Origin of the sequence: Paracoccus sanguinis, assembly GCF_012689545.1 — a bacterium.
Taxonomy (GTDB): domain Bacteria; phylum Pseudomonadota; class Alphaproteobacteria; order Rhodobacterales; family Rhodobacteraceae; genus Paracoccus; species Paracoccus panacisoli.
On sequence record NZ_CP051542.1, the window covers coordinates 1,580,001 to 1,606,884 of the forward strand.

The 26,884-nt window shown below is 71.9% G+C and carries 26 protein-coding genes (1 of these 26 running past the window's edge); 6 read left to right on the forward strand and 20 right to left on the reverse strand.

Annotation, left to right across the window (positions count from 1 at the left end):
• On the reverse strand, positions 1-11 hold the beginning of the coding sequence (rplM, locus tag HGN31_RS07515) for a 50S ribosomal protein L13 (RefSeq protein ID WP_036702000.1). The gene continues 454 nt to the left of window position 1, outside the view; the window shows 11 of its 465 coding nt (coding positions 1-11); it begins with the start codon at positions 9-11; the stop codon falls past the left edge of the window.
• Positions 12-164: 153 nt separating this feature from the next.
• Positions 165-581, reverse strand: coding sequence for a PaaI family thioesterase (locus tag HGN31_RS07520; protein ID WP_168782816.1), 417 nt, complete (start codon positions 579-581; stop codon positions 165-167).
• Positions 582-637: 56 nt separating this feature from the next.
• On the opposite strand from HGN31_RS07520, the gene HGN31_RS07525 reads away from it, so the two are divergent.
• Positions 638-1,483, forward strand: a complete 846-nt coding sequence (locus HGN31_RS07525) for an enoyl-CoA hydratase (protein WP_211096355.1) — start codon at positions 638-640, stop codon at positions 1,481-1,483.
• Here the strand turns inward: HGN31_RS07525 and HGN31_RS07530 are convergent.
• From HGN31_RS07530 to purQ, 5 genes are all read right to left on the reverse strand, one after another.
• Entirely contained in the window at positions 1,438-2,175 is a 738-nt protein-coding gene (locus tag HGN31_RS07530) for a cytochrome c biogenesis CcdA family protein (RefSeq protein WP_036702004.1), read from the reverse strand. The two genes, HGN31_RS07525 and HGN31_RS07530, sit on opposite strands and share 46 nt — an antisense overlap.
• 70 nt (positions 2,176-2,245) lie before the next feature.
• Positions 2,246-5,128 carry an Rne/Rng family ribonuclease gene (locus HGN31_RS07535; protein ID WP_168782818.1) on the reverse strand — a complete coding sequence of 961 codons (2,883 nt, stop codon included), beginning with the start codon at positions 5,126-5,128 and terminating at the stop codon, positions 2,246-2,248.
• A gap of 578 nt (positions 5,129-5,706) precedes the next feature.
• A complete protein-coding gene (locus HGN31_RS07540; protein ID WP_036702008.1) occupies positions 5,707-7,038 on the reverse strand; it encodes a sigma-54-dependent transcriptional regulator in 1,332 nt (443 codons plus the stop codon).
• 17 nt (positions 7,039-7,055) lie between these two features.
• Positions 7,056-8,855 (reverse strand): sensor histidine kinase, encoded by a 1,800-nt coding sequence (locus HGN31_RS07545; protein ID WP_425325329.1) that lies wholly within the window; start codon positions 8,853-8,855, stop codon positions 7,056-7,058.
• Positions 8,856-8,928: 73 nt separating this feature from the next.
• On the reverse strand, positions 8,929-9,597 hold the full coding sequence (gene purQ, locus HGN31_RS07550) for a phosphoribosylformylglycinamidine synthase subunit PurQ (RefSeq protein WP_036709534.1): 669 nt from the start codon (positions 9,595-9,597) through the stop codon (positions 8,929-8,931).
• A gap of 129 nt (positions 9,598-9,726) precedes the next feature.
• Here purQ and HGN31_RS07555 point away from each other — a divergent pair, with 129 nt between their 5' ends.
• The gene (locus HGN31_RS07555; RefSeq protein WP_244961178.1) at positions 9,727-10,518 is read left to right on the forward strand and encodes an MBL fold metallo-hydrolase; all 792 of its coding nucleotides are present in this window, start codon (positions 9,727-9,729) and stop codon (positions 10,516-10,518) included.
• 75 nt (positions 10,519-10,593) lie between these two features.
• On the opposite strand, the gene HGN31_RS07560 is transcribed toward HGN31_RS07555, so the two are convergent.
• Complete coding sequence (locus HGN31_RS07560) at positions 10,594-11,808, reverse strand: NADP-dependent isocitrate dehydrogenase (protein ID WP_036709531.1); 1,215 nt, start codon at positions 11,806-11,808, stop codon at positions 10,594-10,596.
• A 172-nt stretch (positions 11,809-11,980) separates the two neighbouring features.
• On the opposite strand from HGN31_RS07560, the gene HGN31_RS07565 reads away from it, so the two are divergent.
• Positions 11,981-12,376, forward strand: a complete 396-nt coding sequence (locus HGN31_RS07565; RefSeq protein WP_168782819.1) for a hypothetical protein — start codon at positions 11,981-11,983, stop codon at positions 12,374-12,376.
• A gap of 53 nt (positions 12,377-12,429) precedes the next feature.
• Here the strand turns inward: HGN31_RS07565 and HGN31_RS07570 are convergent, their stop codons facing one another.
• The 4 genes from HGN31_RS07570 to HGN31_RS07585 all read right to left on the reverse strand — a co-directional run bounded on the left by HGN31_RS07570 (position 12,430) and on the right by HGN31_RS07585 (position 14,841).
• Positions 12,430-13,068 carry a YcnI family protein gene (locus tag HGN31_RS07570; RefSeq protein WP_211096356.1) on the reverse strand — a complete coding sequence of 213 codons (639 nt, stop codon included), beginning with the start codon at positions 13,066-13,068 and terminating at the stop codon, positions 12,430-12,432.
• Between the two features lie 61 nt (positions 13,069-13,129).
• A complete protein-coding gene (locus HGN31_RS07575; RefSeq protein ID WP_168782820.1) occupies positions 13,130-13,474 on the reverse strand; it encodes a hypothetical protein in 345 nt (114 codons plus the stop codon).
• A gap of 78 nt (positions 13,475-13,552) precedes the next feature.
• The gene (locus HGN31_RS07580) at positions 13,553-14,101 is read right to left on the reverse strand and encodes an HD domain-containing protein (protein ID WP_168783858.1); all 549 of its coding nucleotides are present in this window, start codon (positions 14,099-14,101) and stop codon (positions 13,553-13,555) included.
• Positions 14,102-14,181: 80 nt separating this feature from the next.
• A complete protein-coding gene (locus HGN31_RS07585; protein WP_168782821.1) occupies positions 14,182-14,841 on the reverse strand; it encodes an alpha/beta hydrolase in 660 nt (219 codons plus the stop codon).
• A gap of 283 nt (positions 14,842-15,124) precedes the next feature.
• Between HGN31_RS07585 and HGN31_RS07590 the strand changes: the two genes are divergently transcribed.
• Positions 15,125-15,580, forward strand: coding sequence for an Rrf2 family transcriptional regulator (locus HGN31_RS07590; protein ID WP_168782822.1), 456 nt, complete (start codon positions 15,125-15,127; stop codon positions 15,578-15,580).
• A 118-nt stretch (positions 15,581-15,698) separates the two neighbouring features.
• Positions 15,699-16,214: a divisome-associated lipoprotein DalA gene (gene dalA, locus HGN31_RS07595; RefSeq protein ID WP_036709518.1), complete on the forward strand. Its 516-nt coding sequence runs from the start codon at positions 15,699-15,701 to the stop codon at positions 16,212-16,214.
• A gap of 1,096 nt (positions 16,215-17,310) precedes the next feature.
• Here dalA and HGN31_RS07600 read toward each other — a convergent pair.
• The 8 genes from HGN31_RS07600 to HGN31_RS07635 form a co-directional block, all read right to left on the reverse strand.
• Positions 17,311-17,823: a L,D-transpeptidase family protein gene (locus HGN31_RS07600; protein WP_081962646.1), complete on the reverse strand. Its 513-nt coding sequence runs from the start codon at positions 17,821-17,823 to the stop codon at positions 17,311-17,313.
• Between the two features lie 100 nt (positions 17,824-17,923).
• Entirely contained in the window at positions 17,924-19,168 is a 1,245-nt protein-coding gene (locus HGN31_RS07605) for a class I SAM-dependent RNA methyltransferase (protein ID WP_168782823.1), read from the reverse strand.
• A complete protein-coding gene (locus tag HGN31_RS07610) occupies positions 19,165-21,012 on the reverse strand; it encodes an ABC transporter ATP-binding protein (RefSeq protein WP_168782824.1) in 1,848 nt (615 codons plus the stop codon). The genes HGN31_RS07605 and HGN31_RS07610 overlap by 4 nt, the downstream gene beginning before the upstream one ends.
• On the reverse strand, positions 21,012-22,163 hold the full coding sequence (locus HGN31_RS07615; RefSeq protein WP_168782825.1) for a CCA tRNA nucleotidyltransferase: 1,152 nt from the start codon (positions 22,161-22,163) through the stop codon (positions 21,012-21,014). The genes HGN31_RS07610 and HGN31_RS07615 overlap by 1 nt, the downstream gene beginning before the upstream one ends.
• Entirely contained in the window at positions 22,160-22,750 is a 591-nt protein-coding gene (locus HGN31_RS07620; protein ID WP_036709510.1) for an NUDIX hydrolase, read from the reverse strand. The genes HGN31_RS07615 and HGN31_RS07620 overlap by 4 nt, the downstream gene beginning before the upstream one ends.
• A complete protein-coding gene (hslO, locus tag HGN31_RS07625) occupies positions 22,747-23,778 on the reverse strand; it encodes an Hsp33 family molecular chaperone HslO (RefSeq protein ID WP_168783859.1) in 1,032 nt (343 codons plus the stop codon). The genes HGN31_RS07620 and hslO overlap by 4 nt, the downstream gene beginning before the upstream one ends.
• A 163-nt stretch (positions 23,779-23,941) precedes the next feature.
• Positions 23,942-24,988: a ferrochelatase gene (gene hemH / locus HGN31_RS07630; protein ID WP_168782826.1), complete on the reverse strand. Its 1,047-nt coding sequence runs from the start codon at positions 24,986-24,988 to the stop codon at positions 23,942-23,944.
• A complete protein-coding gene (locus tag HGN31_RS07635; protein ID WP_244960926.1) occupies positions 24,985-25,878 on the reverse strand; it encodes a class I SAM-dependent methyltransferase in 894 nt (297 codons plus the stop codon). The genes hemH and HGN31_RS07635 overlap by 4 nt, the downstream gene beginning before the upstream one ends.
• Here HGN31_RS07635 and HGN31_RS07640 point away from each other — a divergent pair.
• Positions 25,877-26,665, forward strand: a complete 789-nt coding sequence (locus HGN31_RS07640) for a double zinc ribbon domain-containing protein (protein ID WP_244960927.1) — start codon at positions 25,877-25,879, stop codon at positions 26,663-26,665. The two genes, HGN31_RS07635 and HGN31_RS07640, sit on opposite strands and share 2 nt — an antisense overlap.
• Positions 26,666-26,884: the final 219 nt, after the last annotated feature.

Below are 26,884 nucleotides of genomic sequence, written 5' to 3' on the forward strand. Positions count from 1 at the left end.
TAGGTCTTCATCTCGGTCTTCCCTTTCGGGGCGGTGTGAAATCGGATGGGCGTGTATCGCGGAACCGCGCCCACGGGTCAAGCGCCGCGGCCGCCATTTTCCCTAGTCCCGCCAATGGCTTGCAAGATGGGTATCTTGATACCGCCGCGAAACCCGCCGTTCTGTCACGCTTTCGGCGGAATCGAGTAGGTCAGTGAGGCCCGCGCGACCGGCGCCGCGTCCCCCTCGGACCGGATCAGCACGTCGCCCACCGCCAGCACCCGGCCCAGCTTCAGCATCCGGCACTCGGCCACCAGATCGCGCCCCGCCGCCGGCTTGCGCAGAAAGTCGATGCTGCCCCCGGTCGTGACCGCCAACGGCACCCGCCCGACCTGCGCCAGCACCGCGGCATACATCGCGAGGTCCGCCAGCTCGAACATCGTCGGCCCCGACACGGTGCCGCCCGGCCGCAGATGCCGCTCGGCCACCGCGAGGCGCACCCGCGCCCCGTCCGCCCCCGCCTGCTCGATCAGGTAGCCCGCAACCTGCGGAAAGATCTCGGCGAGGTATGCCTCGACCTCGGTTGCGCTCAATGCCGTCATGCTTGCCCCCCATCGTTGCCGGTCTAGACTGTGCCCGCCATCCACGGGAGGAAACAATGGCCGATCCGCACGCCCCAACGCCCGTCCGCCGCGAGGATCACGGCGCGGTCGCCCGCCTCGTGCTCTCCAGCCCGCAGAACTACAACGCCCTCTCGCGCGAGATGATCGCGGCGCTACGCGACGCGCTGGACGCCATTGCGGCGGATGAGGCGGTGCGGGTGGTGGTCATCGCCGCCGAGGGCAAGGCCTTCTCGGCCGGCCACGACCTGCGGCAGATGCAGGCCGCCCGCGGCGACACCGACGGCGGCCGCGGCGCCTACGAATCGCTCTTTTCAGACTGCGCGGCGCTCATGCAGGCGATCCCCGCCCTGCCGCAGCCGGTCATCGCCGAGGTGCAGGGCATCGCCACCGCCGCCGGCTGCCAGCTCGTCGCCTCGTGCGACATCGCGGTGGCGGCCGAGGGGACGCGCTTCGGCGTCAACGGCGTCAACATCGGGCTGTTCTGCTCGACCCCCATGGTCGCGGTCACCCGCGCCATCCCGGCCAAGGCGGCCTTCGAGCTGCTGACCACCGGCGCCTTCATCGACGCCGCCCGCGCGGCCGAGCTGGGGCTGGTCAACCGTGTCGTCCCCGCCGACCGCCTCACCGCCGAGACGATGGCGCTGGCCCAGACCGTCGCCGCGAAGCTGCCCGCCGCGATCCGCATGGGCAAGCGCGCCTTCCAGGCGCAGCGCGGCCTGTCGCTCGCCGACGCCTACGCCCAGGCCGGCGAGGTCATGTGCGAGAACATGATGCTGCCCGACACCGACGAGGGGCTGACCGCCTTCCTCGAGAAGCGCCCGCCCGCCTGGGCAGATCAGCCGATCAGAGCCAGCGCCGGGAAGGTCTCGAGCAGCCAGTAGCTGATCACCCCGAGCCAGCCGGTCAGCAGCAGCACGCCGACCGCGATCAGCAGCACGCCCGAGACGCGCTCGATCATCCCCATGTGCCGCTTGAGCCGGTTCATCACGCCCATCGAGCGCTCGATGAACAGCGCCGACAGCAGGAACGGGATGCCCAGCCCCAGCGCATAGACGCCCAGAAGCCCTGTCCCCCGCGGCGGGTCGGTGGCGGCCAGCGTCAGGATCATGCTGAGCTGCGGCCCGATGCAGGGCGTCCAGCCGAAGGCGAAGGCGAGGCCCAGCAGATAGGCCCCCATCGCCGTGCCGCCCCGCTCTCCGGTATCCACCCGCGCCTCGCGGTCGAGGATCGGGATGCGGAAGACGTGCAGGAAATGCAGGCCGAGCAGAATGACGAAGGCACCCGAGGCCTTCACCAGCAGCGGCTGGTACTGCAGGAACGCCCGGCCGAAGGCCGAGGCGGCATAGCCCATCAGCAGGAACACCGTGCTGAGCCCGAGGACGAAGAACAGCGCCGGCAGCACGGCGCTGCGCTGGCGCTCGCGCAGGGCAGAGACCTTCACCCCGGTCATGTAGGCGAGATACGGCGGCACGATCGGCAGCACGCAGGGCGACAGGAAGGACAGCACCCCCGCCGCCAGCGCCACGAGCGCGGCAGGCAGAAAGGCGGCGTCGACGACTTCGATCCCGAACATGGGCGGCACCTTGCAGAATGGGCAGGGGCCGGGAAAGACCCCGGCCCCCGTTCAGTCGGTCACGGCTGCGTCAGCCGAGCGACCACCAGCCGCGGCGCTTGGGCCGCCCGGCCTCGGGTTCGTCGTTGGCGGCAGCCGGCGAGGCCTCGGCCTGCGGTTCGTCGGCGGGTTGATCCGCCGCATCGCCCGCATCGTCGGCAGCCTCGGCCTCAGGCTCGGCATCGGTCACGGCCGCATCGGCCAGTTCCGCGCCGGCGGCAGGCGTTGCCTCCGCCGTAGCCTCGGTATCGGCCTCGGTCACGACCGGCTCGCCCGCGTCCGATTCGGGCAGCACGGCCTCGGGCAGCGCCCCGGCAGAGCCCGCCGCGGCCTCGTCGGCGTCCAGCGGATCGCCCGCGGCGGCCTCGTCGCCACGCGGCGCGCTCGCCTCGGTCGCGGGCGCATCGTCGCCCAGCCCGTCGGCGTTGGCGGGAACACCCCCGGCCTCGTCCAGGTCGGCGACGCCTGCGGGCACGTCGCGGCTTTCGTCCACGATCTCGCCCGCCTTGGTCGCCGCGGCGACCGGCGGCGCGACCGGCGCGGCGCTGTCGTCCTCGACATCCGACTTGCGGCGGCGCGAGCGGCTGCGGCGGCGCGGCTTGGCCCCGGCGTCACCCTCTGCAGTCTCGCCTTCGACGGCCTCACCCTCCACGGCCGCCACCGGGTTTGCCTCGCCCTCGACCGTCCCGGCCCCGGCGTCCGCCTGCGCGGCGTTGTCGTCGTCGCCCTCGCCCGAGCCATTGGCCTCGGCCCCGGTCTCGTCGTCCCCGCGGCCGCCGCGACGGCGGCGGCGACGGCGGCGACGGCCGCGACCCTCGCCCTCGTCCTCGGACGCCTCGGCCGGCGCCGGCCGGGCGGCCGCGGTCGATTCGGCCTCGTCGGCCTCGGCCTCGGCCACGTCCAGCACCGCCTCGGCGGCATCCTCGGCCTCGTCGATCCGCGCCATCAGGTTGGCATCGACCGACAGCGCCGAGGTCACCGGCTCGGGCACCGCCCGCGTCGCCGTCTTGAACTTCTCGAGCGTGAAGTCGGGCGAGATCAGCGCCGGGTCGGCCTCGACCCGCACCGACAGGCCGAAGCGCGACTCGATCATCGCGATGTGCTCGCGCTTCTGGTTCATCAGGAAGTTGGCGACCGCGACCGGCGCCTTGACCAGCACCTCACGCGAGCGCTTGCGCGTGCCCTCTTCCTCGATCGCCCGCAGGATCGTCAGCGCCATCGAATCGTCCGAGCGGATCAGCCCGGTGCCGTGGCAATGCGCGCAGGGCTGGGTGGTGCTTTCCAGCATCCCCGGCCGCAGCCGCTGGCGGCTCATCTCCATCAGGCCGAAGCCCGAGATGCGACCGACCTGGATCCGCGCCCGGTCGTTCTTCAGCGCATCCTTGAAGCGCTTCTCGACGGCGGCGTTGTTCTTGCGCTCGTCCATGTCGATGAAGTCGATGACGATCAGACCGGCGAGGTCACGCAGCCGCAACTGACGGGCGATCTCGTCCGCCGCCTCGCAGTTGGTCTTGTAGGCGGTCTCCTCGATCGAGCCTTCCTTCGTCGCCCGGCCCGAGTTCACGTCGATCGCGACCAGCGCCTCGGTGATGCCGATGACGATGTAGCCGCCCGACTTGAGCTGCACGACCGGGTTGAACATCCCCGACAGGTAGCCCTCGACCTGATAGCGCGCGAACAGCGGCATCGGGTCGGTGTAATGCTTCACCGCCCGCACCTGGTCGGGCATGATCATCGCCATGAAGTCGCGGGCGGTGCGATAGCCGCGCTCACCCTCGACCCAGACCTCGTCGATCTCCTTGCTGTAGAGATCGCGGATGGTGCGCTTGATCAGGTCACCCTCTTCGTAGATCGGCGCCGGGGCCATCGACTTGAAGGTCAGCTCGCGGATCTGCTCCCACAGCCGCATGAGGTATTCGTAGTCGCGCTTGATCTCGGTGCGGGTGCGCTGGCTGCCCGCGGTGCGGATGATCAGCCCGGCGCCCTGCGGCACCTCGAGGTCGCCCGCGATTTCCTTGAGCTTCTTGCGGTCGGCGACGTTGGTGATCTTGCGGCTGATCCCGCCGCCGCGGGCGGTGTTGGGCATCAGCACGCAGTAGCGGCCGGCGAGCGACAGATAGGTGGTCAGCGCCGCGCCCTTGTTGCCGCGCTCTTCCTTGACGACCTGGACCAGCATGATCTGCCGGACCTTGATCACTTCCTGGATCTTGTAGCGGCGCGCGCGGGGCTTGCGGGCCGGGCGGATTTCCTCGGCCACGTCCTCTTCGGCGACCGATTCGATCTCGTCGTCGTGATGGTCGTCGTCGCCCTCGCCCGAGTCGCGGGCCTCGGTATTGCGGGCCTCGGGGGCGCCGGTTTCGGGGCTGGCCTCGACGGCATCGGCGTCGCCGCCCTGGCCTTCGACGGTCGGGTCCACCACGTCGCCGCCGGCGGCCGAGAAGCCCTGCTCGATGGCGGCATCCTCGGCGTCGGTCTCGATGACCTCCATCCCGGCGATCTCGGCGGTGGTGACGGCGTCGCCCGCGGGGGCGCGCTCGGCGCGCTCTCCGCCGTTGTCACGGCTGCGGCGCGAGCGGCCCGAGCCGCGGCGTTCGCGCGAGGATTCCTCGGCCTCGGCGGCCTCGGCGGCGGCGCGATCCTCTTCGATCAGCGCCCGGCGGTCGGCGGCGGGGATCTGGTAATAGTCCGGGTGAATCTCGGCGAAGGCGAGGAAACCGTGGCGGTTTCCGCCGTAATCCACGAACGCTGCCTGCAGCGAGGGTTCGACGCGCGTGACCTTTGCCAGGTAGATGTTGCCAGCCAGCTGGCGCTTGTTCAGGGTCTCGAAATCAAAGTCATCGACCCGCGTTCCATCGGCCACGACCACCCGAGTTTCCTCGGCGTGGGTGGCGTCGATCAGCATCTTCTTTGCCATGTATCTTGCTTTCGCGCAGCCCTCCGGGTCCTGCCGTGCAGGGGATGAGAGAGGGGGTGCGTGTTGATGCGGACGCGGGGCGCGCAAGCGGGGATGGGGACATGGCCGGTCCGGCCGACAGGGCCGCCGGGCCGTGATGGCCCCGCAACCCCTTGAAAACCCTGCCCGTCGCGCGATCCATCGCGTCTGTTACCTCTTGCCCGGAACGACCCCGAGGGGCCCGCGCCGGGCGGCGAATGTTCTGATCCGCGGACGGATGCCCGGCCGGATCGGCTTTCTCTGCGCGACCTGCCCCGAGCCCGAAGGCCCGGACGCGAGTGGCCGCGCTGCGAAACTGGCGGACGGCGGACCGCGGAATGGCGGTCGCGGATCGTCCTGCCTGCAACATAGGCGCGGGGCGACGGGATTGACAATGGATAACCGTCGGCATTCCCCGGCGCCGCCCCTCAAGCCCCTGCGATGCGGGCCGAAAGCCGCTGCACAAACCATGCACGGTTCGCGCATCGTTCATGCAACGTTCGTGCACAGTTCATGCGAACGATCATGTGGCAGGCACACGCGCACGTCCCGCGGCGGCGTTACAGGTAGTCGCCGCGGCTCAGCCCGTATTTCGCCATCTTCTCGTTCAGCGTCCGGCGCGGCAGGCACAGCTCGTCCATCACCGCCGAGATCGCGCCCTTGTGGCGGCGCATGGTGTTGTCGAGCAGCATCTTCTCGAAGCTCTCGACATATTCCTTGAGCGGCTTGCCCTCGGTCGTCGTCGCGTCGGCGGTCTGGCTGTCGTAGCCGTCGGCCATCAAGAGCGAGGCGATCGAGCCCGAGCCGCGGCGGTTCTGCAGGACCGCGCGCTCGGCCACGTTGATGAGCTGGCGGACATTGCCCGGCCACGGCGCCTGCAGCAACTGGGCGGCCTCCTGCGCGGTCACCTGCGGCGGTTCGCAGCCGTATTCGTCGGCGAACTGCTCGGTCATGCGGGTGAAGAGCGACAGGATGTCCTCGCCGCGCTGGCGCAGCGGCGGCAGGGTGATCTTGAGCGCCGAGAGCCGGTAGAAGAGGTCCGGGCGCAGGCTGTCCTCGGCCCGCCGCCCCTCGCCGCGGGCGTTCGAGATGGCGATGATCCGGGTCTCGGCCGGCTGGCCCTGGTCGGCGATGAACGCCAGCAGCCGGGCCTGCAACGGTTCCGAGAGCGCGTCGATGTCCTCGAGGCACAGCGTCCCGCCGCGGGCTTCCTCGACCGCGGGCAGGCCATCCTCGACCGGGCCGAAGAGCCGGGTGGCAAGCAGGTCGTCGCTGTAGGCCGCGCACGAGATCGGCACGAACTTCTTCGACGCCCGCGGCCCGACGGCGTGCAGCGCGTGGGCGACCAGCGTCTTGCCGGTGCCGGTCTCGCCGTCGATCAGCACGTGGCCGTCGGCCTGCCCGAGGTCGAGGATGTCCTCGCGCAGCCGCTCCATCGCCGGGCTCGCGCCGACGAGCTTCGACATGACCTGCTGCCCCTCGGACAGGTCGCGGCGCAGCGCCCGGTTGTCCAAGGTGATCCGCCGCGCCAGCGTGGCCTTTTTCGCCAGCTCGGTCATGCGGTCGGGGTTGAAGGGCTTCTCCATGAAGTCCATCGCCCCGAGGCGCATCGCCTCGACCGCCATCGGCACGTCGCCGTGGCCGGTGATCATGATGACCGGCAGGCCCGAATCCTGCCCCATCAGGCGCTTGAGAAAGGCCATCCCGTCCATCCCGGGCATCCGGATGTCCGAGATCACCACCCCCGGCCAGTCCGGGCCGATGGCCTTGAGCGCGTCCTCGGCGCTGGGGAAGGTCTCGGTGCGGAAGCCCGAGAGGCTCAGCCACTGGCTGATCGATTCGCGCATGTCGGGCTCGTCGTCGACGATCGCCACGGTCATGGTCTGGGCCATAGGTTGCGTCCCTTTCGTCATTCCGCCGCCAGCGGCCGGGCGCTGCGCGCGCCGGGTTCGTAGAGCGGGAGTTCCACATCGAACACCGCACCGCCGCTGTCGCGGTTGTGCGCGGTCATCCGACCGCCGAAGTCGGCCACGATGCCCGATGAAATCGCAAGACCAAGCCCCGTGCCCTCGCCCGGCTGCTTGGTCGTCCAGAAGGGTTCAAACAGCTTTTCGAGGTCCGCGACACCCGGCCCGTTGTCGCGCACCGACAAATGCGCGTGAGACAGCCGGTCCACCACCAGCTCGATCGAGGGGTCGCGGACCCGCTTGGTCGCGTCTATCGCGTTGCGGATCAGGTTGATGATGACCTGTTCCAGCCGGATGCGGTCGCAGAGCACCATCACCGGCTCGCGCGGCAGCGAGCGTTGCAGGCGGACCCGGCGGTGGCGCAACTGCGGCTCCATCATCGTGAGCGCGCCGGAGAGCGCGACGCGCAGGTCCACCGGCTCGAACGCCTCGCCGCCCTTGCGGGCATAGGACTTGAGCTGCCGGGTGATGGTCCCCATCCGCTCGAGCAGGTCGTCGATGCGCTGGAACGAGGTCAGCGCCTCGTCGCCGCGGTCACGCTCGATCAGCAGGCGGGCGCCGGCGAGATAGGTCTTCATCGCCGCGAGCGGCTGGTTCAGCTCGTGGCTGACGCCGGCCGACATCTCGCCCAGCGCGGCCAGCTTGGAGGCCTGCTGCACGGTCTGCTCGGCCACCCGCAGCTCGTTCTGGACCCGCTCGCGCTCGGCGATCTCACGCGTCAGGCGGCTGTTCAGTGCCCTGAGTTCCGCCGATTCGCGGCGGTAGCGGGCCGACTGCACCCGGGCCCGGCGCGAGAGCACGTAGAACCCGGCGGCGAGCAGGATGGCGAAGCCCATGATCTCGAGCGCGAGGAAGGCGTTCACCCGCTCGCGGATCGAATCGAAGGTGGTGAAGAGCGTCATCCGCCAGCCGCGGAAGGGTATCCGCGTCTCGGACTGCATCACCGCCTTGCCGCGGACATAGGCGTCGGCGGGGCGGGTGGACCAGTCGGCGGTGACCTGGAAGGCGCGCTCGATCGCCGAGGGGGCCGAGCGGACGGCGAGCGCGTCCTTGAGCGTCAGCCCGCGCCAGCGCGGCTCGGTCGACAGGATGATCCGCCCCTCGCTGTCGGTGACGGCCACGGCGTCCGAGATCCCCGACCACGACCGCTCGAGCCGGGTCAGGTCGGCACCGACGACGATCACCCCCAGCGTCTTGCCGTCGTGGATCACAGCGCGGGAGTAGGTGAAGTCGTAGCCGCCGGTCTCGGATTCGGACACGGTGAAGACGGTGTCGTTGGTCCTGAGCGCATCGACGTAGAACGGCGCGAGCACGTAGTTCGTGCCCAGCACCCGCCGGTCGGTGGCGCCCACGGTGCGGCCCGAGTTGTCGAGCAGCCGGATCGAGGCGGCCCCGATCTCTTTCTGGGCGCCGATCAGCCGCGCTGAGATGGTCGAATAGTCCTTGCCGTTGAGCGAGCCGATCAGCGCCGGGTCGCGGGCCAGCAGCAGCGGCACGACCGAGGTGCGCTGCAGTTCCGAGAGCAGGTTGCCGGTGTAAAGCGCCGAGCGCAGCTCGGACCGGACGCGGGTGTTTTCCGAGAATCGGTCGGTGAGCCAGAGGTTCGTCCACCAGATCGCGCCGATGGCGGCGATCAGCAGGGTAACGATGCCGATCCGGTTGACGATGCGGAATCGCCCCGGCGTGCGCAACCGCATGGCGGCGCCGTCGGTGTCCTCGGTCAGGGGCGCCGCGTCGGTCATGGGCGGAAATCTAGGCGCAGGCGGGGCCTCGCTCAAGCGGGGTGCGTGCGAAGGGGTCTCGGGCGGCCCGCGCTCAGGCGGCGGCGGTCGCGTCCATCAGCCCGCGGAACAGCCGCGCGCCGTCGGCGCCGCCATGCGCGGCCTCGGCCGCGCGCTCGGGGTGGGGCATCATGCCGAGCACCCGGCGGTTCTCGGACAGCACGCCGGCGATGTCGGCGACCGAGCCGTTGATGGGCGTCGCATAGGTCAGCGCGATCCGCCCCTCGCCCTTGAGGCGGGCGAGGCCCTCGGGGTCGATCTGGTAGTTGCCGTCGTGGTGGGCGACCGGCAGGCTCAGCCGCTCGCCGGCCGAGAAGGCGCCGAGGAACGGGTTGTCGCGGCTCGCCACCCGCAGCGTGGCGTCCTTGCAGACGAAGGTGAGGCCGGCGTTGCGCATCAGCGCGCCGGGCAGCAGGCCGAGCTCGGTCAGCACCTGGAAGCCGTTGCAGATCCCCAGCACCATGCCGCCGCGCCCGGCGTGGGCGCGGATCGCCGCCGCGATGGGCGAGCGCGCGGCGATCGCCCCGCAGCGCAGGTAGTCGCCGAACGAGAACCCGCCCGGCACCGCCACGAGGTCGGTCCCTGCCGGCAGCGCGTCGTCCTTGTGCCAGACGCGGGCGACGTCCGCCCCGGCCGCGGCCAGCGCCACCGCAAGGTCGCGGTCGCAGTTCGACCCGGGAAAGGTGATGACGGCGGCTTTCATCGCGGGAGACTCCGGAACCATGCGGGTTGGGCTGGAGATAGCGCCGGGCGGCCGGGTTGGGAAGGGCGGAACCGTGCCGCCGGGGGCGGGTTCGGCTTGCGGAGACATCTGACAGAAGGAGGAGCCGCCATGCACCTGAGCCGACGCCAGACCCTCGCCGCCTGCGCCGCGGCCGCCGCCCTGCCCGGGGCGCTGTGGTCCCGCCCCGCCCGCGCCGCCGCGGCGATGCCCGCCGCCGCAAACCTGACGCCACCGGCGTTCCTGACCCCGATCGAGCACGCGAGCCTGATCCTGACGCTCGGCGGGCGGCGCATCGCCGTCGATCCGGTGGGCGATGCGGCCCGCTATGGCGCGGTCGAGGCGATCCTCGTCACCCACGAGCACCCCGACCACCTCGACCCCGAGACGCTGACGGCGCTCGCCGGCGACAGCGTGCCGCTGATCGTCAACCCCGCCGTCCACGCCAAGCTGCCCGAGGCGCTCAAGGCCCGCGCCACGGCGATGGAGAACGGCGCCCAGGGCGACGTGCTGGGCCTGCCGCTGACCGCGGTGCCGGCCTACAACACCACCCCCGACCGGCTGCAGTACCACCCCAAGGGGCGGGACAACGGCTATGTGATCGACGCGCCCGAGGGGCGGATCTACATCGCCGGCGACACCGAGGACACGCCCGAGTTCCGGGCCCAGACGGGCATCTCGCTGGCGCTGGTGCCGATGAACCTGCCCTACACCATGACGGCGGCGCAGGCGGCCTTGGGCGTGGCCGAGATGAACCCGCGCCGGGTCATCCCCTATCACCACCGCGGCACCAACCCGGCCGAGTTCGGGGCGCGGCTGGCGGCGATGGGCTCGCCCGTGCAGGTGCTGCTGCTGGACTGGTACCCCGAGGTCGGGGACCCCACCGGCAAGGCGCCCGGCTAGGCCCCGAACGGTCAGGGCCGAAAACGACAACGGCCGGGCGCAGGGCCCGGCCGTCTTTCGCCTCGGCGCGCCGGATCAGCCCGCCAGCGCCTTGTTCAGATACTCGTCCACCTTCTCGAGGTAGCCCATCGTGGTCAGCCACTTCTGGTCCGGCCCGACCAGCATGGCGAGGTCCTTGGTCATGTGGCCGTCCTCGACCGCCTGCACGGTGACGCGCTCGAGCGTCTCGGCGAAGCGCTTGAGCTGATCGTTGCCGTCGAGCTTGGCGCGGTGCTTGAGGCCGCCGGTCCAGGCGAAGATCGAGGCGATCGAGTTGGTCGAGGTCTCCTTGCCCGCCTGGTGCTGGCGGTAGTGGCGCGTCACGGTGCCGTGCGCGGCCTCGGATTCCACGGTCTTCCCATCGGGCGTCATCAGCACCGAGGTCATCAGGCCCAGCGAGCCGAAGCCCTGCGCCACGGTGTCCGACTGCACGTCGCCGTCGTAGTTCTTGCAGGCCCAGACATAGCCACCCGACCACTTGAGCGCCGAGGCCACCATGTCGTCGATCAGCCGGTGCTCATAGGTGATGCCGGCGGCCTTGAACTTGTCGGCGAACTCGGCGTCGAACACTTCCTGGAACAGGTCCTTGAAGCGGCCGTCATAGGCCTTGAGGATGGTGTTCTTGGTCGACAGATAGACCGGATAGCCGCGGTTCAGGCCGTAGTTCATCGAGGCCCGCGCGAAGTCGCGGATCGAATCGTCGAGGTTGTACATCGCCATGGCGACACCCGACGACGGGGCCTGGAAGACCTCGTGCTCGATCGTCTCACCATCCTCGCCGACGAACCTGATCGTCAGCGTGCCCTTGCCGGGGAAGCGGAAGTCGGTGGCCTTGTACTGGTCGCCGAAGGCGTGGCGGCCGACGATGATCGGCTGGGTCCAGCCCGGCACCAGCCGCGGCACGTTCTTGCAGATGATCGGCTCGCGGAAGATCACGCCGCCGAGGATGTTGCGGATCGTGCCGTTCGGCGACTTCCACATCTTCTTGAGGCCGAACTCTTCGACGCGGGCCTCGTCGGGGGTGATGGTCGCGCATTTGACGCCGACGCCGTACTGCTTGATCGCGTTGGCCGCATCGACCGTGATCTGGTCCTCGGTCCGGTCGCGCTCTTCGATCCCGAGGTCGTAGTATTTCAGGTCGATGTCGAGATAGGGCAGGATCAGCTTCTGCTTGATGAAGTCCCAGATGATCCGGGTCATCTCGTCGCCGTCGAGCTCGACGACGGGGTTGTCTACCTTGATCTTGGTCATGGGGCGCCCCTCGGGTCTGCGGAATCGGATGGGTTCGTCGCGCGCGTCATAGCGCAGGATGCGGCCGAGGGAAAGGGTTGTATGCCGTGGTATACAACTCTAGCCGACGGGTTCGTGAGCGGCGGGGCGCGTCCGGGCTGCTAGGCTGGCGCGACTCGCCCCGAGGTGCCCCATGCAACGCCTGATCCTTGCCCTCTGCCTTGCCGCGACGCCTGCGGCAGCCGCGCCCTGCTGCGACCCGGCGGGCCCGTTTCGCGAAGGCGAGGCGATGCCCGCGACCAACGCCACCTGCGCGACGCTGCCCGGCTGGGCGGCGCAGGCCCCCCGGACCGAGGCGCGGATCTCGATGGCGATCGAGGGGCGGGTGACCTCGGCCGGGGCCGACGAGGTGCTCGCCTATGTGGCGATGTGCGAGGATGCGCCGGTGACGGTCGTCTGCGTGACCTACCTGCCGCTCGCGCACGCCCCGGGCGACTGGCTGGTGCTGGCGGGCGGCTATAACCGGGCCGAGCCGGGGCTGGTGGTGCTCGACCCCTGCCTGCCGTTCGTGCCCGATCAGGGCGGGTGAAACGCGAGGGCGGGTGGACCGCCCCCAAGCGGGGACGGTCCGTAGTCCGATGCTCAGGGCTTGGCGGGCGCCGCGCCGTGGTCGTGGGCCGGGGCCGCGTGGTCGTGGGCCGCAGGAGCCGCCGGAGCGGCCGGGGCCGCCGGCGCCATCGCGGCGTGATCGTGCCCGGCCTCGGCCGGGGCCGCGGTGACGGTCAGCCGGGGGGCGGGGTAGCGCGGCTCGGGCTGGCCGGGGACGGCGACCTCGGTCCAGGCCACCTGCCCGTTCGCGCAGGTCTGCGTCACCGGCACCACCAGCTCGGTGCCCGGCGCCAGCTCGGGGCCGACCGCGGCGCGGAAGGCGAACTCGTCGTACCAGGCGTCGGGCAGCTCGCCCGTCCAGGTGATCTTGCGGACCCCCTCGGTCATCACCTTGCCGTGGTTGTCATAGGGCGTCGCATAGGCGCCGGTCTCGGTGGCCAGCGTCCAGTCGGCCTTGGGCATGGGCTTCGCGGCATAGAGCCCCTCGGGCAGCTCGATCGCCACGGTCAGCGTGGCCTGCCCGTCGCAGCCATGCGGTACGCGCAGCACGATCTTGGCGGTCTTGCCGGCGGCGACCTCGGGCGTCTCGAAGCTGGCGTGGGCCTGGGCGGAGAGCGGGGCGGCCAGGGCCGCGGCCACGGCGAGCGCCGCGGTCAGGAGTTGGGTTTTCATCTGGACGTGTCCTTGAAGATCGTGGGTCGGTGCGGCCCCTCGGGGGCCGCCGTGTCGATCATCAGGCGCGCGGCGGGCCGCAGGCGAAGGGACAGGGGCGGGGGCGCACCAGCGCGAGCCGGGGCGCGGCGCGCCGCCGCGACACCCGCCGCACCCGCGCCAGCGGCCTGGCGGGGACGGGGCCGGGCGCGCCGGGCAGCCCGGCGGCGAGCACGCAGGACAGGCAATGGGGATAGTCGCCCGGAGCGTCGGGCGTGGCCGGCGCATGGCCGCAGATCTCGCCCATGACCGCGAGCGCGCCGGGCGGGTTCGTTGCGGACACCGGCATCGCGCCGGGCCACGCCAGCGCCAGCAGCGCGAGCAGCGCCAGCAGGCGCGAGACGAAGGGGAACGGGGCGCGGGTCATCGCGCCATGCCGTGCCGCGCCATGGCGGTGCGGGCCTTGCCCAAAGTCACCGTCTCGCCCCGGCTCAGGAAAATTGCGTCAGGAAAAATACCGCTCGGCCCGGGTCCAGAGCCAGCCCCAGAGCCGCGGCGCGCCACGCTCGACCCGGGCACCGACGAGCCTGAGGAACCCCTCGCGCTCGACCCCGTAGTCGCGCCAGCCGCGGCCGTCATTGGCGAGGATGTGGGCTACCGGCTGCGCCCGGTCGAGCGCCTTGGCGAAGATCGCGTCGGGGGTCTGAACGGCCTCGAACTCGGCCCAGAGCGCGCGGAACTCGGTCGCCTGGTCGGGCGGCAGCAGGCCGAAGATGCGGTCAGCGGCGGCCTCCTCGGCGGCGGCCTGGGCGAAGGGGTCGTAGTCGCCGTGGATCGGGGTGTCGCCGGCGTCGATCTCGACCAGGTCGTGCAGGATCAGCATCCGCATCACCCGGTCGATCCGCACCCCCTCGGGCGCCTGGTCGGCCAGCACCATCGCATAGAGCGCGAGGTGCCAGCTGTGCTCGCCCGAGTTCTCGGGCCGCGAGCCGTCGACCAGCGTCGTCGCCCGCAGCACGTGCTTGAGCCGGTCGGCCTCGAGCAGGAAGGCCATCTGCCGGTCGAGCCGCGCGGCGGCGTCTGTCTGGTCCAGATGCCCCGGGGGCCGGGACAGAGCCCCGGGGGCGCCGTCGCTCACCGCGTGGTCTCGGTCAGGCGGCGGCGGACGTACGTCTGCACCGTCTCGATCATCGGCGCCATGTGCGCCTCGTCGTCGCGGAAGAAGTGGTCCGCGCCCTCGATCTCGGTGTGGGTGACGGTGATCCCCTTCTGCTCGCGCAGCTTGGCGACCAGCGCGTGGGTGTCCTTGGGCGGCGCCACCCGGTCGGCGGTGCCGTTGATGATGATCCCCGAGGACGGGCAGGGCGCGAGGAAGCTGAAGTCGTACATGTTCGCCGGCGGCGCCACCGAGACGAAGCCGGTGATCTCGGGCCGCCGCATCAGAAGCTGCATCCCGATCCACGCGCCGAAGCTGAAACCCGCGACCCAGCAGTGCTTCGAGTTCGGGTTGAGCGCCTGCAGGTAGTCGAGCGCCGAGGCGGCGTCGGACAGCTCGCCCACGCCCTGGTCGAACTCACCCTGGCTGCGGCCCACGCCGCGGAAGTTGAAGCGCAGGACGGTGAAGCCCATGCGATGGAAGGCGTAGTGCACGTTGTAGACGACGCGGTTGTTCATCGTCCCGCCGTACTGGGGGTGCGGGTGCAGGACGATGGCGATGGGGGCGTCGGGTTTGGCCTGCCGGTGGTAGCGGCCCTCGAGACGGCCTTCGGGTCCGGGAAAGATCAGTTCGGGCATGGTTCCTCAACTGGGATGGCCGCGGCAGATCGACGCTGGCTCTGGTGGCCCAAGGGCGGCTTTCTTGACGCTAGAGCCCGCGGACCTTAGACGGGACTTGGATGGCGCGGGCCGGTTTCGCAAGACCGGGTCGGCGCGGGCTTAGCGCAGGCCCCGCGCGCGCGTCAATCGCCGCGCACCCCGACCGCAGCCGCATCGGGTCCCACGACCGCGCCGCGTGGGCGGTCCGGGTCCGAGGGCTGGTCACGCGGGTGCGCACGGAACGAACGAGCAGAGGCACCGGATGAAGCTGTCCACCAAGGGGCGTTACGCGATGGTCGCGCTGGTCGACCTGGCCAACAGCCCCGGCAACCTGACCACGCTGGCCGAGATCTCGCGCCGGCAGGACATCTCGCTGCCCTATCTCGAACAGCTGTTCGTCCGCCTGCGCCGCGCCGGGCTGGTGGACAGCGTGCGCGGCCCGGGCGGCGGCTACCGCCTCGCCCGCGCGGCCGACGAGATCAGCGTGGCCGAGGTGCTGGGCGCAGTGGACGAGACGGTGAGCGCGCTGCACGTCGGCGCGGGCGCCTCGGGCGGGCAGAGCGGGACCGAGGTGCAGTCGCGCACCAACCGGCTGTGGGAAGGGCTGTCGGCCCATGTCTACGTGTTCCTGCACAACACGAGCCTGGCCGCGGTGGCCCGCGACTCGCTGGCGCCCTGTCCGGCGGTCCCGGCGATCCTGTCGGTCGTGGACGACTGAGCGGCGCCGCGGGGCCCGACCCCGCGCCCACGCGTCACGCCCTGTCGATCACCGAGATTTTCCTTTGAACGCCCCGCTTGCCTTGGGTAAGCGGGAAAAAAACATCGGGGCAGTCACCATGAACAGGATCACCCTTGCCGCCGCGGCTGCGCTGATGGCGCTGGCCGGGTGCAGCTTTGGCCCGCGGGCGCCGCAGCTTGGCCCGGACGGGCAGCCGCTGCCGGTCGCCTATCGCATCTCGGCCCGCGACAATGCCGAGATCCCCACGCGCATCCTCACGCAGGTCAACCTGCTCAGGGCGCAGTCGGGGATGCCGGCGCTGACGCTGAGCCCGCAGCTCTCCGCCGCGGCCATGGCCCACTCGCGCGACATGTCGGCGCAGAACCGGGCCTGGCACTTCGGCTCGGACGGGTCCTCGCCGCTCGACCGGGCGCAGCGGCAGGGCTACGCCGGGCATCTGCTGGGCGAGAACATCTCGGAGACCTACGAGAACGAGATCGCCGCGCTCTCGGGCTGGATGCAGACCCGCGACACCCGCGACGTGCTGATGGACCCGACCGCGAAGGAGCTCGGGATGGGCTGGTTCCAGGAGCCGGGCAACAAGATCTGGTGGACGGCGCTTGTTGGCGGGTGAGGCGGGGGCCGAGGCTCGGGGCGGGTGCGTCGGTTGCCCGGGCATCGGCTGAACCTGAACAAGTGGTAGAGCCGGGCGGTGTGGCGGCCGCGTGATCGCGGCGCCCGCCCAGACCTGTGCCGTTGGCACTATTGCGGCGCTGCTGCGGGGGTCCGCGGTGCCGCATCGTGCCTTTTGCCCAACCGGCCGTCTGCGGACCGGCGCGCTCGGATGGGTATTTAAGCCAGAAAGACGTCTGTCGTACTGAAAAGCGGCGTGGACTTGGATTGTGCCGCTCAATCCTCCGGCTGGTCTCATCCCGTCGCGCGACGACGGACACGGTGCAGCGGACCGCGCTGCTGCCGCGCTAGGAGCTTTGGCAGGAGCGACCGTGGTGAGGTGGCGGGGCGCATGGGTTGCGGGTCAGGGCGGGTTGGGGCCCATACGGCGACAGCCTTCCACGCACCCCGCCGGTCCGCTCCCCTATAAGTGACGCTTCCCGGCGCTCCGGCGCAGGTCGCCAGCCGCGTTCCGGAAAGACGACCGAGCCGTCAATTTCTCTGTCAGACAAGGTGATGCGACCGACGGTCCATCCCCGCTGCCTTTGTGCGCCAAGCCATCGGCCCCGTGCCCCTGTGCCGTTGCGGGTGACCGTCGTCGCCCTGAGGGGTCGGTTACCGTGGCTGGCGGCTGAACCAACGAAAGAAGGCGGCTTTGATCGCCTCGCCATTCACGGCGATGCAGCCAGGGGCCACTCCTGCGGCGTTTGCGCTGAGCCTCAGGTACCGCGGCCCCGAGCCTGTGACCCTGCCCTCAAAGGGGGCACACAACCGGCGTGCCGGAGAAGACTATCGGACGGCAGCTTCGAGCCTTGCGTCGGTCGGTGATGCAGCCGACTGGCCTACCGCCGCGCCTCTGCCGCTGCGCCATAGGCGCTGCGATGCCGCGCCCGCTGCCAGTGACCACCCCGCCCTCAGAGGAGTTCACCGCTGGCGTGCGGAGAGGAAGATCAAGACGCCCTTTGCTGCGCTCGTCGGTCACGGCTTTGCAGCCGGGGACCCACTCCCGCACCCGTGCACCGTGCCACAGGGGCACCCAGCCCCCACAGCCCCCTCCCTCAGGGGTAGATCACCACCGGCGTGCCGGGGCGGACCATCGAGAAGATGTCCTCGATCTCCTTGTCGGACACGGCGATGCAGCCGGCGGTCCAGTCCCGCGCCTTCTGCGCCGCGCCATAGGCGCCGCGGCCGTGGATCATGATGTCGCCGCCGGGCTGCTGGCCCAGCATCATCGCCCGCGCCTTGTCCTCGGGGTCGGGGTACGAGATCCCCAGCGACAGATGGTACTGGCTGTTGGGGTTCTGGCGGTTGATGTAATAGATCCCCTCGGGCGTGCGGCCGTCGCCCTCGAACTGCTTGTGGCCGATCGGCTGGAAGCCCAGCCCGATGTCATACGCCTTGAGCACCTTGCGGCCGGACAGAAGGAACATCTGCCGGTCGCCCTTCTCGACCACGATCTGGGTGACGGGCGGGCCGTTGTAGGTCTTGAACTTGCTGGTCGGCTTGGCGGCGCAGGCGGTCAGGACGACAAGCGCCACCAGCGCAAGAATATTGCGGATCGACGGAATCATCTCTGCCCCAAGAATCGTTTTTTGTGGTGGTCTTTTACCGGCCATACCACCATCGGCGGTTTCCCGCCAAACCGAAAATGCCTCGAATGTCAGGTTTTGCCTAAGCCTGTCGCCGGAAGGCCGCGGCGATCTCGACATGCGGCGACCAGCGGAACTGGTCGATCACCCTCAGCGAGGTGAGCGCATACCCCCCCTCGGCCATGATCCGGGCGTCGCGGGCGAAGGTCACGGGGTCGCAGGCGACCCAGGCCACCACGGACACGCTCGACGCGGCGAGCGCCCGCGCCTGCGCCTCGGCCCCGGCGCGCGGCGGGTCGATCACCACCGCGTCGAACCGCGCCAGTTCGTCGGGCAAGAGCGGCCGGCGGGCGAGGTCGCGGGTCTCGGTCGTGACCTTGCGCAGCGCCCCCGCCGCCGCCCGCCAGCCCGCGTCGAGCGCGGCGAGGGGCGCGGCGAGGCCCTCGACCGCGTGGACGTCGGCGTGCTCGGCCAGCGGCAGGGTGAAGGTGCCGATGCCGGCGTAGAGGTCGGCCACGCGGGCGGCGTCGCCCACCGTGGCGCGGATGGCGGCGAGCAGCGCGGCCTCGCCCTCGGCGGTCGCCTGCAGGAAGGCGGCGGGGGGCGGGACCACGCGGGCCCGGCCGAGCGGCAGCGCCGGGGGGCGGCGGGTCAGCGTCTCGGTCGCGCCGGCGGCATCGGTCCAGTCGAGCCGCGCCCAGTCGGCGTCGCGCGCCAGCGCCGAGAGCGCGGCGAGCAGCTCGGGCGTCAGCGGCTTGCCGCCGCGCGCCGCGATGTCGAGCCCGGGCGGCGTCTCGGTCACGGCCAGCGTCACCTCGCCCGCGCGGCTGCCGCCCAGCGCCACCAGCCGGCGCAGGTCCGGCACCGCGGCGAGGATCGCGGGGCGCAGGACGAGGCATTCGGCCAGGTCCACCACCACGTCCGAGGCGCGGGCGTGGAAGCCGACCAGCGCGCCCTTTTTCGTCCGCCGCCCGGAAAGCACCGCGCGGCGGCGCGAGCGGGGCGGCGAGGTGGCGATGCCCTCGACCCGCGCCGCGATGCCTTGCGCGGCCAGCGCGCGCTCGACCACCCCGACCTTCCAGCCGGCCACGAAGCCGTCGCTGCCGTGCATCAGCGCGCAGCCGCCGCAGGCGCGGTAGTGCGGGCACGGGGCGCGGACCCGGTCGGGCGAGGGGGTGAGGATGCGCGGGGCGGGGATGCGGCCGTTCTCGGCGGTGCCCTCGATCTCTTCCCCCGGCAGCACCAGCGGCGCCAGCGCGCGGGCGTCGCCCGCCACCGCCACCCCGTCGCCGCGCCGGCCCAGCCGCTCGACCGTCCAGACGGTCATTGCGCGGCCTCGACCGCCGCCTCGTCGGTGCCGAGGAAGCCGCCCGACTGCCGGTTCCAGTAGCGCGCGTAAAGCCCGCCGCGGGCGAGCAGCGATTCGCGGCTGCCCTCCTCGACGATCCGGCCGGCGTCCAGCACCACGATCCGGTCCATCTCGGCGATGGTCGAGAGCCGGTGGGCAATCGCCAGCACCGTCTTGCCGGCCATCACGCGGGCGAGTTCGTCCTGCACCTGCGCCTCGACCTCGCTGTCGAGCGCGCTCGTCGCCTCGTCCAGCACCAGGATCGGCGCGTCCTTGAGGAAGGCGCGGGCCAGCGCGATCCGCTGCCGCTGGCCGCCCGAGAGCTTCACCCCGCGCTCGCCCAGATGCGCGTCATAGCCGGTGCGCCCGGCGAAATCGGTCAGCCCGAGGATGAACTCATGCGCCTCGGCGGCCTGCGCCGCGGCGATCATCTCGGCCTCGGTCGCGTCGGGGCGACCATACAGGATGTTGTCGCGGGCCGAGCGGTTGAACATCGCGGTTTCCTGCGTGACCATGCCGATGTTGCGGCGCAGGCTTTCCTGGGTCACGTCGCGGACGTCGTGGCCGTCGACGCGCACCGCGCCCTCGTCCACGTCGTGCAGCCGCAGCAGCAGCGCGACCAGCGTCGATTTCCCCGCCCCCGAGGCGCCGACGATGCCGATCCGCTCACCCGGCGCGATGCGCAGGTCGAGCGGCCCGACCGAGCCCGCGCCCTTGCCATAGGCGAAGCGCACGCCCTCGAACGCGACCGCGCCCTCGAGCCGCCCGAGCGGCAGCGCGCCGGGCTTGTCGGTCAGCGAGTGCGGCGGGGACAGCGTCTCCATCCCGTCCTCGACCTCGCCGATCGAGCCCCAGATCCCCATCAGCGCCATGCTGACCCAGCCGGTCATCTGCGCCAGCCGCATGGCGATGGCGCCCGAGGCCGCGACGTCGCCGGGCGTGGCCGCGCCGCGCGACCACATCCAGACCGCGCCGCCGACCAGCACGACCGGCAGCAGCCCCGCGACCACCGTCAGCGAGGTGCGGAACCAGGTGTTGAGCCGGCCGAAGACGATGGCGCGGTCGCGGAACGTCTCCATCGCGCCCAAGGCCGCCTGATCCTCGTGCCCGGCCTGGGCGAAGAGCTTGACCGTCTTGATGTTGGTGATGGTGTCGACGACCTGCCCGGTGATCAAGGCGCGGGCCGAGGCGCGGCCCGCGGACTGCGCCCGGATGCGGGGCAGGAAATAGCGGATCAGGCCAAGGTAGAGCGCCAGCCACACGAGCAGCGCCACCGCCCCCCAGCCGTCCACCGAGGCGAGGTAGATCGCCGAGCCCAGCACCGCCGACAGCGCGAAGGCCGCGGTGTTGACCATTTCCGAGGCGACATCGGTGACGGCGCGGGCGGTCTGCATCTGCTTCTGCGCGATGCGGCCGGCGAAGTCGTTGTCGAAGAAGGTGACGGACTGGCCCATCGTCCAGCGGTGCAGCCGCGAGAGCACCAGCGGCAGGACGTTGGGGCCGATGATGACGTTCGAGGTGGCGCTGGAGAACCCGAGGATCGCCGGGCGGAGGATGAGGAAGAACCCCACGAAGGCCGCGATCAGCCCGCCGTGATCGGCGAGCGTGCGGGTGCCGGACTGCGCCACCGCATCGACCACCATGCCGAGCAGCGTGGCCGAGGCGACCTCGGCCGCGCCCGACAGCGCCGAGGCGAAGGCCGCGAGCGAGAGCCCCGGCCAGGCGCCGGACAGCGCCCAGCGGAAGAACGCGCCGAGCGTCCGCGGCGGCGGGCCGTCGGCGGGGCGGAAGGCGTCGATCATGCGCTCGAACAGACGGTGCATCAGGGCGCCTCACCGGCAAGAAGGGCGATGTCGATGAGCGCCGGCGCGGGCAGGGCGAAGTCTGAGGCGATCCACGCCGCCTCGGCCGCTTTCAAACCACGCCCCAGCGCGGCGCCGGTCAGCCGCCCGGCGAGGTCCGCCGCCGTCACCGGCAGGCGCTGCCCCTCGGCCGCGGCGATCCGGTCGCGCCACCCCGCTAGCACGGCGCCCTCCGCCGCCCGCAGCAGCGCAAGTTCGCCCGCCCGCGATTGGCCGAAGCGCCAGGCGGCCTCGCCCAGGCTGCCGGCGAAGCGCAGCTCCTCCTGCGCGCGGGACTCAAGGCGCGAGAGGCGCAGCCGCTCGGCGGCCTCCGCCCCGCCCAGCGCGGCGAGCCGCACGGGCCAGCGGGGGGAGGGCGGCGGAAAGTCCGGCTCGGCCGCCACCAGCCGCGTCAGCCGGGCGGGGTCGGCGCCGGGCAGGATCACCGCCAGCACCCCGGTTTCGTCCATCAGCCGCACCGCCTCGCGCGGGTCGGGGGCGTCGAGCAGCTTGCGCAGCTCGGCCCCGATCCGCTCGCGCGAGATCCGCGCCAGCCCCGCCGCGCCGCGGGCGCAGGCGGCGAGCGCGGCGGGGTCGGCGCCGCCGGCGCGGCCATAGCGGGCGTGAAAGCGGAAGAAGCGCAGGATGCGCAGGTAATCCTCGGCGATGCGCCGGTCGGCGTCGCCCACGAAGCGCAGCCGGCGGGCGGCGAGGTCGGGCAGGCCGCCCACCGGGTCGATCACCGCCCCGTCGGCGCCCGCGTAAAGCGCGTTGATGGTGAAATCGCGCCGCGCCGCGTCCTCCTCGAGCCGGTCGGAAAAGGCTACCACGGCGCGGCGGCCGTCGGTCTCGACGTCGCGGCGGAAGGTCGTGACCTCGAAGCCGCGGCCGCCTGCTACCAGCGTCACCGTGCCGTGGGCGATGCCGGTCGGCACGGCCTTGAGCCCGGCCGCCTCGGCCAGCGCGATCACCCGCTCGGGGCGCGCGTCGGTCGCGAGGTCGATGTCCTCGACCGGCTCGCCCAGCAGGGCGTTGCGCACCGCGCCGCCGACCACCAGCGCCCGCACCGGCGCCAGCGCGGCCAGCACGGCGCGCAGGCCGGGGTCGTGCATGAGCGCGGCCGGCAGGTTCATCCGGCCACCCGGCGCGCCAGCGATAGCAGCACCCGCGCCGTCGCCCCCCAGATGTAGTAGGGACCGAAGGGTGCCACGTGATAGGACCGCCAGCCGCCGCGCCACATCCGCCGCTCGATCCGGTAGCGGGCGGGGTCGGCGATATGGTCGAAGGGGACGGTGAACACCTCGTCCACCTCGCCCGCCTCGGGGACCGGGGTGAAGGGGCCGCGGATCATCGCCAGCACCGGGGTCATGGCGAAGCCGGTCACGGTGCGATGCGGCGGCAGCAGCCCCAGCACCTCGACCGCGGCGGGGTCGAGGCCCACCTCCTCCTGCGCCTCGCGCAGGGCGGCAGCGGTGGCATCCGCGTCGCCGGGATCAACCTTGCCGCCCGGCAGCGCGATCTGCCCAGGGTGGTGGCGCAGGCCGCTCGCCCGCTTGGTCAGCACCAGCCGCCCGTCGGGGTGGAACGCCGCGAGCACACCCGCGGGCCGCGCCCCGAGCCCCTCCGGGACCGGCCCGTTGAGGTCGAAATCCGAACTCGGCGCGGCCGGCATCGCCAGCGCGCCGAGCAGCCGGTCGCGGATGTCCCCGCCCGGCGTCATCCCCGGGCGGCGTCCAGCGCGTTGCCCTCGGCGTCCACGGTCGCCTCGAACCCCAGGCTCGCGGGGTCGAAGTCGTAATGCGCGCCGCAGAACTGGCAGTCGGCGGTGACCCGGCCCTCGGGGGTGGTCATGTGGCCGATGTCCTTGGCCGAATAGATCGAGAGCGTACCCCGCACCCGGTCCGCCGAGCACGAGCAGCCGAACTCGACCCGCTGGGGATCGAACACCCGCGGGGTTTCCTCGTGGAACAGCCGCAGCAGCAGGTCGGTCGGCGCCACGCTCGGCCCGATCAGCTCGAGCGGCTCGACCGTCGAGAGCAGGTGGTTGGCGCGGGTCCAGTCCTCGGACTCGGCGCCCTGCAGGATGTCGGCGGCCTCGATCAGCCCGCCCTCGCCCGAGCCGCCCTCGCCCGAACCACCCTCGCCTGCCCCCATCGGCTGCGCGGGCAGGGTCTGCAGCATCACCCCCCCGGCCCGCCAGCGCGGCTCTTCGTCGCCCGGCATCAGGCTTTCGCCGTAGCTGAGCGCGAAGCTGGTCGGCAGCTGCTCGGACTGGGCGAAATACGTCCCCGCGCAGGCCGAGAGCGACCCGCCCGCCAGCGGCGTGATCCCCTGATAGGGCAGGTTCCCCGCCCCCTGGTCGATGAGCAGCGCGAAATACCCCTCGCCGATCTGGTCGAATGCAGGGCGCTCATCCAGGCGGTCGGCGTCGAAGCTGGCCCAGCCGCGGATGCGGGCCGGGCCGCCGTCCTCGGCGGGGGCATAGTAATCCGCCGCCAGCGTGCGGATCGCGCCGTTGCCGCGGACCTGGATCGACAGCTTCCAGCGCAGCTTGACGGTCGGCCCGATCAGCGCGGCGAGCAGCGCCACCTCGGCCACCATGGCGGCGACCGGGACGGGATAGTCGTGGCGGGTCAGGATATGGTCCAGCACCCCGTCGAGGCGCGCGACGCGGCCGCGCACCCCTGAACGGTCAAGCTGGAACGGCAGGACGGTGTCGTCCCAGGCGATCTGGTTGATCTTGGTCATCTCGGCCTTTCGGAAATCCATCGCGGCGGCTTTTGGGGCGCGGCGCGGTTCGCCCCACTATATAGGCGCCGATCCGGTGAACCCAAGCCGCCCCGCCAGCCACCCTGTGAGCCGCCTCGGGCTGGACCCAAATATCCCCGCCGGAGGCAGACCGCCCGCGACGTCAGAGCCAGCCGGCGAGGTTCTCCTCGACGATCCCGGCCAGCACCTGGATGTGGGCGTCGTCGTCATTGAGGCAGGGGATATAGGTGAAGTCCTTGCCGCCGGCGTGCTCATAGGCCTCGCGGATCTCGCCGTTGATCTCCTCCAGCGTCTCGATGCAGTCGGCGCTGAACGCGGGCGAGATCACCGCGATGTCGGTGATCCCCCGGCGGGCGAGGTCGGCCACGTGCTCGACCGTATAGGGCTTGAGCCACTCCTCGCGGCCGAAGACCGACTGGAAGGTGGTGTCGATGGCATCCTCGGGCCAGCCGAGCCGCTCGCGTAGCAGCCGCGTCGTCTTCTGGCACTGGCAGTGGTAGGGGTCGCCTTCCAGCAGATAGCGGCGCGGCATCCCGTGATACGAGGCGACGAGCTTCTGCGGCCGCCGCCCGCCCAGCGTGCGCTCGACCGACTGCGCCAGCGCGTCGATATAGTCGGGGCGGTCGAAATAGGCCGGGCAGGTCCGCACCGCCGGCTGCCATTTCTGCGCCATCAGCGCCCGGAACAGCTGGTCGTTGGCGGTCGCCGTCGTGGCGCCGGCGTATTGCGGATACATCGGCAGGAACACGATCCGCTCGCAGCCCGCCTTGACCATCCGGTCGAGCACCGCGGGGGTCGAGGGGTTGCCGTAGCGCATGCAGAAATCGACCATCACCGCGTCGCCCCAGCGCCGCTCTGCCTCGGCCCGCAGCTTGGCGACCTTGGCCTTGGTGATGGTCATCAGCGGGCTTTCGTCCGCCTCATGGTTCCAGATCGAGCGGTAGTTGGCGCCCGAGGTGAACGGCCGCTTGGTCAGGATGATCCCCTGCAGCAGCGGCTGCCACTTCCAGCGCGGATAGTCGATCACGCGCTTGTCGCTCAGGAACTCGTTCAGGTAGCGGCGCATCGACCAGTAGTCGTGGCCGTCGGGGGTGCCGAGATTGGCGACCAGCACGCCGATGCGCGGCTGCGGCAGGCTCGGGTGGTCGGCGGGGGCGTGCGGCAGGGCGCGGGAGGCTGGGGAGGTCATGGCTTTCTCTGGCTCAGCGCGTCGGCAAGGCTCATCTGGGCCGAGCCGGGGCGCAGGGGCTTGGGTTGGCTGTCCGCCGGCGCCCAGCCGGTCAGGAACACCAGGTCGAAACCGACGCGGATGCGCCCCGGTTCCTCGGGGTCGGGGGCAAGCCGCGCCAGCGCCTCGGCGGCGCGGACGAGGACCGCGCGCCGGGTCGGGCGGCGCAGGCGATGCGCCAGCGCATTGCCCTCGCCCATCGCGCGCAGGTCGCGGGCAAGCGCCGGAAACCCGCGATAGCTCACCATCTGGGTGATCTGGTCCGCCACCGGCAGCGCCAGCCCGGCGCGGGCCAGCAGCCCGCCGAGGTCGCGGATCTCGCCCATCGGCGCCACCCGGGGCGAAAGCCCGCCGGTCTCGGCGATCTCGGCCTCGGCCAGCGCCTCGCGCAGCGGCGCGAGCGTCCGCCCGCCGGGCAGCACGGCCAGAAACAGCCCGTCCGGCCTGAGCGCCCGGGCGCATTGCACGATCTGCCCCACCGGGTCGTCGGCCCAGTGCAGCGCCAGCGCGTGGATCACGAGGTCATGCGCGCCGGGCTCAAGCGCCAGCACCGGGTCGTCGGCGACGATCCGCGCCCCCGGCATTGCCGCGGCCCAGAAGCCCGGCGCCCCGGTCACGACGGCGGGCGCCGTAAACGCTCTGTTAACCTCGGAGAGCCTATCCTCGATCTCGCCCTGCACCAGCGTGTCGAGCCAGTGTTCGCGTCCCAGACGCTCGGCCCGCGCCCGCTGGCGCAGCAGCGCGGTGCGGTCGGTCAGCCGGGGCGGGGCCGCGCCGGCGTCGGTTGCGGGCACGGTTCCGGGCGCGGTCTCGGGCACGGTGCCGGAAGGGGAAGAGGACGACACGGGCATGGGGATCGCTTCTACGGGGCTTCGCGCGGCAATGAAAGCCGCGCTCGGGGTGGTGGTGCCGCCCCGCTGCCCGGGTTGCGGCGCGAGCGTCGCGGCCGAGGGCGGGCTCTGCCCCGACTGCTGGCGCGAGGCCGAGTTCATCGGCGCCTGCGCCTGCGCCACCTGCGGCGTGCCCCTGCCCGGCGATGGGAGCGAGACGGGGCTGCGCTGCGACGACTGCCTGACCCTGCCGCGCCCTTGGGAGCGGGCGCGGGCGGCGCTGGTCTATGCCGGGACCGGGCGTCGGCTGGCGCTGGCCTTGAAGCACGCCGACCGGGTCGATCTCGCGCCCGCGCTCGGCGGCTGGCTGGCGCAGGCGGCGGCGCCGCTGGTCGCGCCGGGAATGCTGGTCGTGCCGGTGCCGATTCACCCGAGGCGGATGCTCGCGCGGCGCTACAACCAGGCGGCGCTGCTCGCCGCGCGGGTGGCGGCGGCGCATCGGCTGCCGCTCGTCCCCGGTGCGCTGGTCCGCACCCGCCACACCCCGATGCAGGACCACGGCGCGGTCAGCGACCGCTTCGCCAATGTCGCGGGCGTCTTTGCGGTGCCGCCGCGGCAGCGCGCGCGGGTCGCCGGGCGGCCGGTGCTGCTGGTGGATGACGTGATGGCCTCGGGCGCGACGCTCGCCGCGGCGGCCGAGGCGCTGCTGGCGGCGGGCGCAGGCCCGGTGGCGGTGGCGGTGCTGGCCCGCGCGGTCAAAGCCGGGCGGCCGGAGCATCGGCCCGAGTTGCCCGAGGGCGAGGATTGAGAGGGGGGTGGGAAGGCATCGGCCTCCCGACGGAAGGTGCGGGGCTACGGCGTCCGCGGGGTGGCCTCGACGGGCCCGGCGCCCATGACGGGTGCACCCAGCACGGCACTACCCCGCTGCGGCGCGCGCCTGGCACGGCGGCGACACCGCGCCCCCGGCCTGACCGCTGCCTACCCGTTGGGCAGTTCGCAGCGCGCCCTCGCCGCCCGGCCCCGGCTC

What these genes read in the sequence shown, in the direction of transcription:
- HGN31_RS07635 (WP_244960926.1), bottom strand. Translation starts at nt 25,878, where the DNA reads ATGCCCGTGTCGTCCTCTTCCCCTTCCGGCACCGTGCCCGAGACCGCG.
- HGN31_RS07555 (WP_244961178.1), top strand. Translation starts at nt 9,727, where the DNA reads ATGCACCTGAGCCGACGCCAGACCCTCGCCGCCTGCGCCGCGGCCGCC.
- HGN31_RS07575 (WP_168782820.1), bottom strand. Translation starts at nt 13,474, where the DNA reads ATGACCCGCGCCCCGTTCCCCTTCGTCTCGCGCCTGCTGGCGCTGCTC.
- HGN31_RS07530 (WP_036702004.1), bottom strand. Translation starts at nt 2,175, where the DNA reads ATGTTCGGGATCGAAGTCGTCGACGCCGCCTTTCTGCCTGCCGCGCTC.
- hslO (WP_168783859.1), bottom strand. Translation starts at nt 23,778, where the DNA reads ATGACCAAGATCAACCAGATCGCCTGGGACGACACCGTCCTGCCGTTC.
- HGN31_RS07620 (WP_036709510.1), bottom strand. Translation starts at nt 22,750, where the DNA reads ATGACGCCGGGCGGGGACATCCGCGACCGGCTGCTCGGCGCGCTGGCG.
- HGN31_RS07560 (WP_036709531.1), bottom strand. Translation starts at nt 11,808, where the DNA reads ATGACCAAGATCAAGGTAGACAACCCCGTCGTCGAGCTCGACGGCGAC.
- hemH (WP_168782826.1), bottom strand. Translation starts at nt 24,988, where the DNA reads ATGACCTCCCCAGCCTCCCGCGCCCTGCCGCACGCCCCCGCCGACCAC.
- HGN31_RS07565 (WP_168782819.1), top strand. Translation starts at nt 11,981, where the DNA reads ATGCAACGCCTGATCCTTGCCCTCTGCCTTGCCGCGACGCCTGCGGCA.
- purQ (WP_036709534.1), bottom strand. Translation starts at nt 9,597, where the DNA reads ATGAAAGCCGCCGTCATCACCTTTCCCGGGTCGAACTGCGACCGCGAC.
- HGN31_RS07540 (WP_036702008.1), bottom strand. Translation starts at nt 7,038, where the DNA reads ATGGCCCAGACCATGACCGTGGCGATCGTCGACGACGAGCCCGACATG.
- HGN31_RS07535 (WP_168782818.1), bottom strand. Translation starts at nt 5,128, where the DNA reads ATGGCAAAGAAGATGCTGATCGACGCCACCCACGCCGAGGAAACTCGG.
- HGN31_RS07580 (WP_168783858.1), bottom strand. Translation starts at nt 14,101, where the DNA reads ATGGCCTTCCTGCTCGAGGCCGACCGGCTCAAGCACGTGCTGCGGGCG.
- HGN31_RS07545 (WP_425325329.1), bottom strand. Translation starts at nt 8,855, where the DNA reads ATGACCGACGCGGCGCCCCTGACCGAGGACACCGACGGCGCCGCCATG.
- HGN31_RS07520 (WP_168782816.1), bottom strand. Translation starts at nt 581, where the DNA reads ATGACGGCATTGAGCGCAACCGAGGTCGAGGCATACCTCGCCGAGATC.
- HGN31_RS07525 (WP_211096355.1), top strand. Translation starts at nt 638, where the DNA reads ATGGCCGATCCGCACGCCCCAACGCCCGTCCGCCGCGAGGATCACGGC.
- dalA (WP_036709518.1), top strand. Translation starts at nt 15,699, where the DNA reads ATGAACAGGATCACCCTTGCCGCCGCGGCTGCGCTGATGGCGCTGGCC.
- HGN31_RS07615 (WP_168782825.1), bottom strand. Translation starts at nt 22,163, where the DNA reads ATGAACCTGCCGGCCGCGCTCATGCACGACCCCGGCCTGCGCGCCGTG.
- HGN31_RS07590 (WP_168782822.1), top strand. Translation starts at nt 15,125, where the DNA reads ATGAAGCTGTCCACCAAGGGGCGTTACGCGATGGTCGCGCTGGTCGAC.
- HGN31_RS07585 (WP_168782821.1), bottom strand. Translation starts at nt 14,841, where the DNA reads ATGCCCGAACTGATCTTTCCCGGACCCGAAGGCCGTCTCGAGGGCCGC.
- HGN31_RS07610 (WP_168782824.1), bottom strand. Translation starts at nt 21,012, where the DNA reads ATGCACCGTCTGTTCGAGCGCATGATCGACGCCTTCCGCCCCGCCGAC.
- HGN31_RS07600 (WP_081962646.1), bottom strand. Translation starts at nt 17,823, where the DNA reads ATGATTCCGTCGATCCGCAATATTCTTGCGCTGGTGGCGCTTGTCGTC.
- HGN31_RS07605 (WP_168782823.1), bottom strand. Translation starts at nt 19,168, where the DNA reads ATGACCGTCTGGACGGTCGAGCGGCTGGGCCGGCGCGGCGACGGGGTG.
- HGN31_RS07570 (WP_211096356.1), bottom strand. Translation starts at nt 13,068, where the DNA reads ATGAAAACCCAACTCCTGACCGCGGCGCTCGCCGTGGCCGCGGCCCTG.
- HGN31_RS07640 (WP_244960927.1), top strand. Translation starts at nt 25,877, where the DNA reads ATGGGGATCGCTTCTACGGGGCTTCGCGCGGCAATGAAAGCCGCGCTC.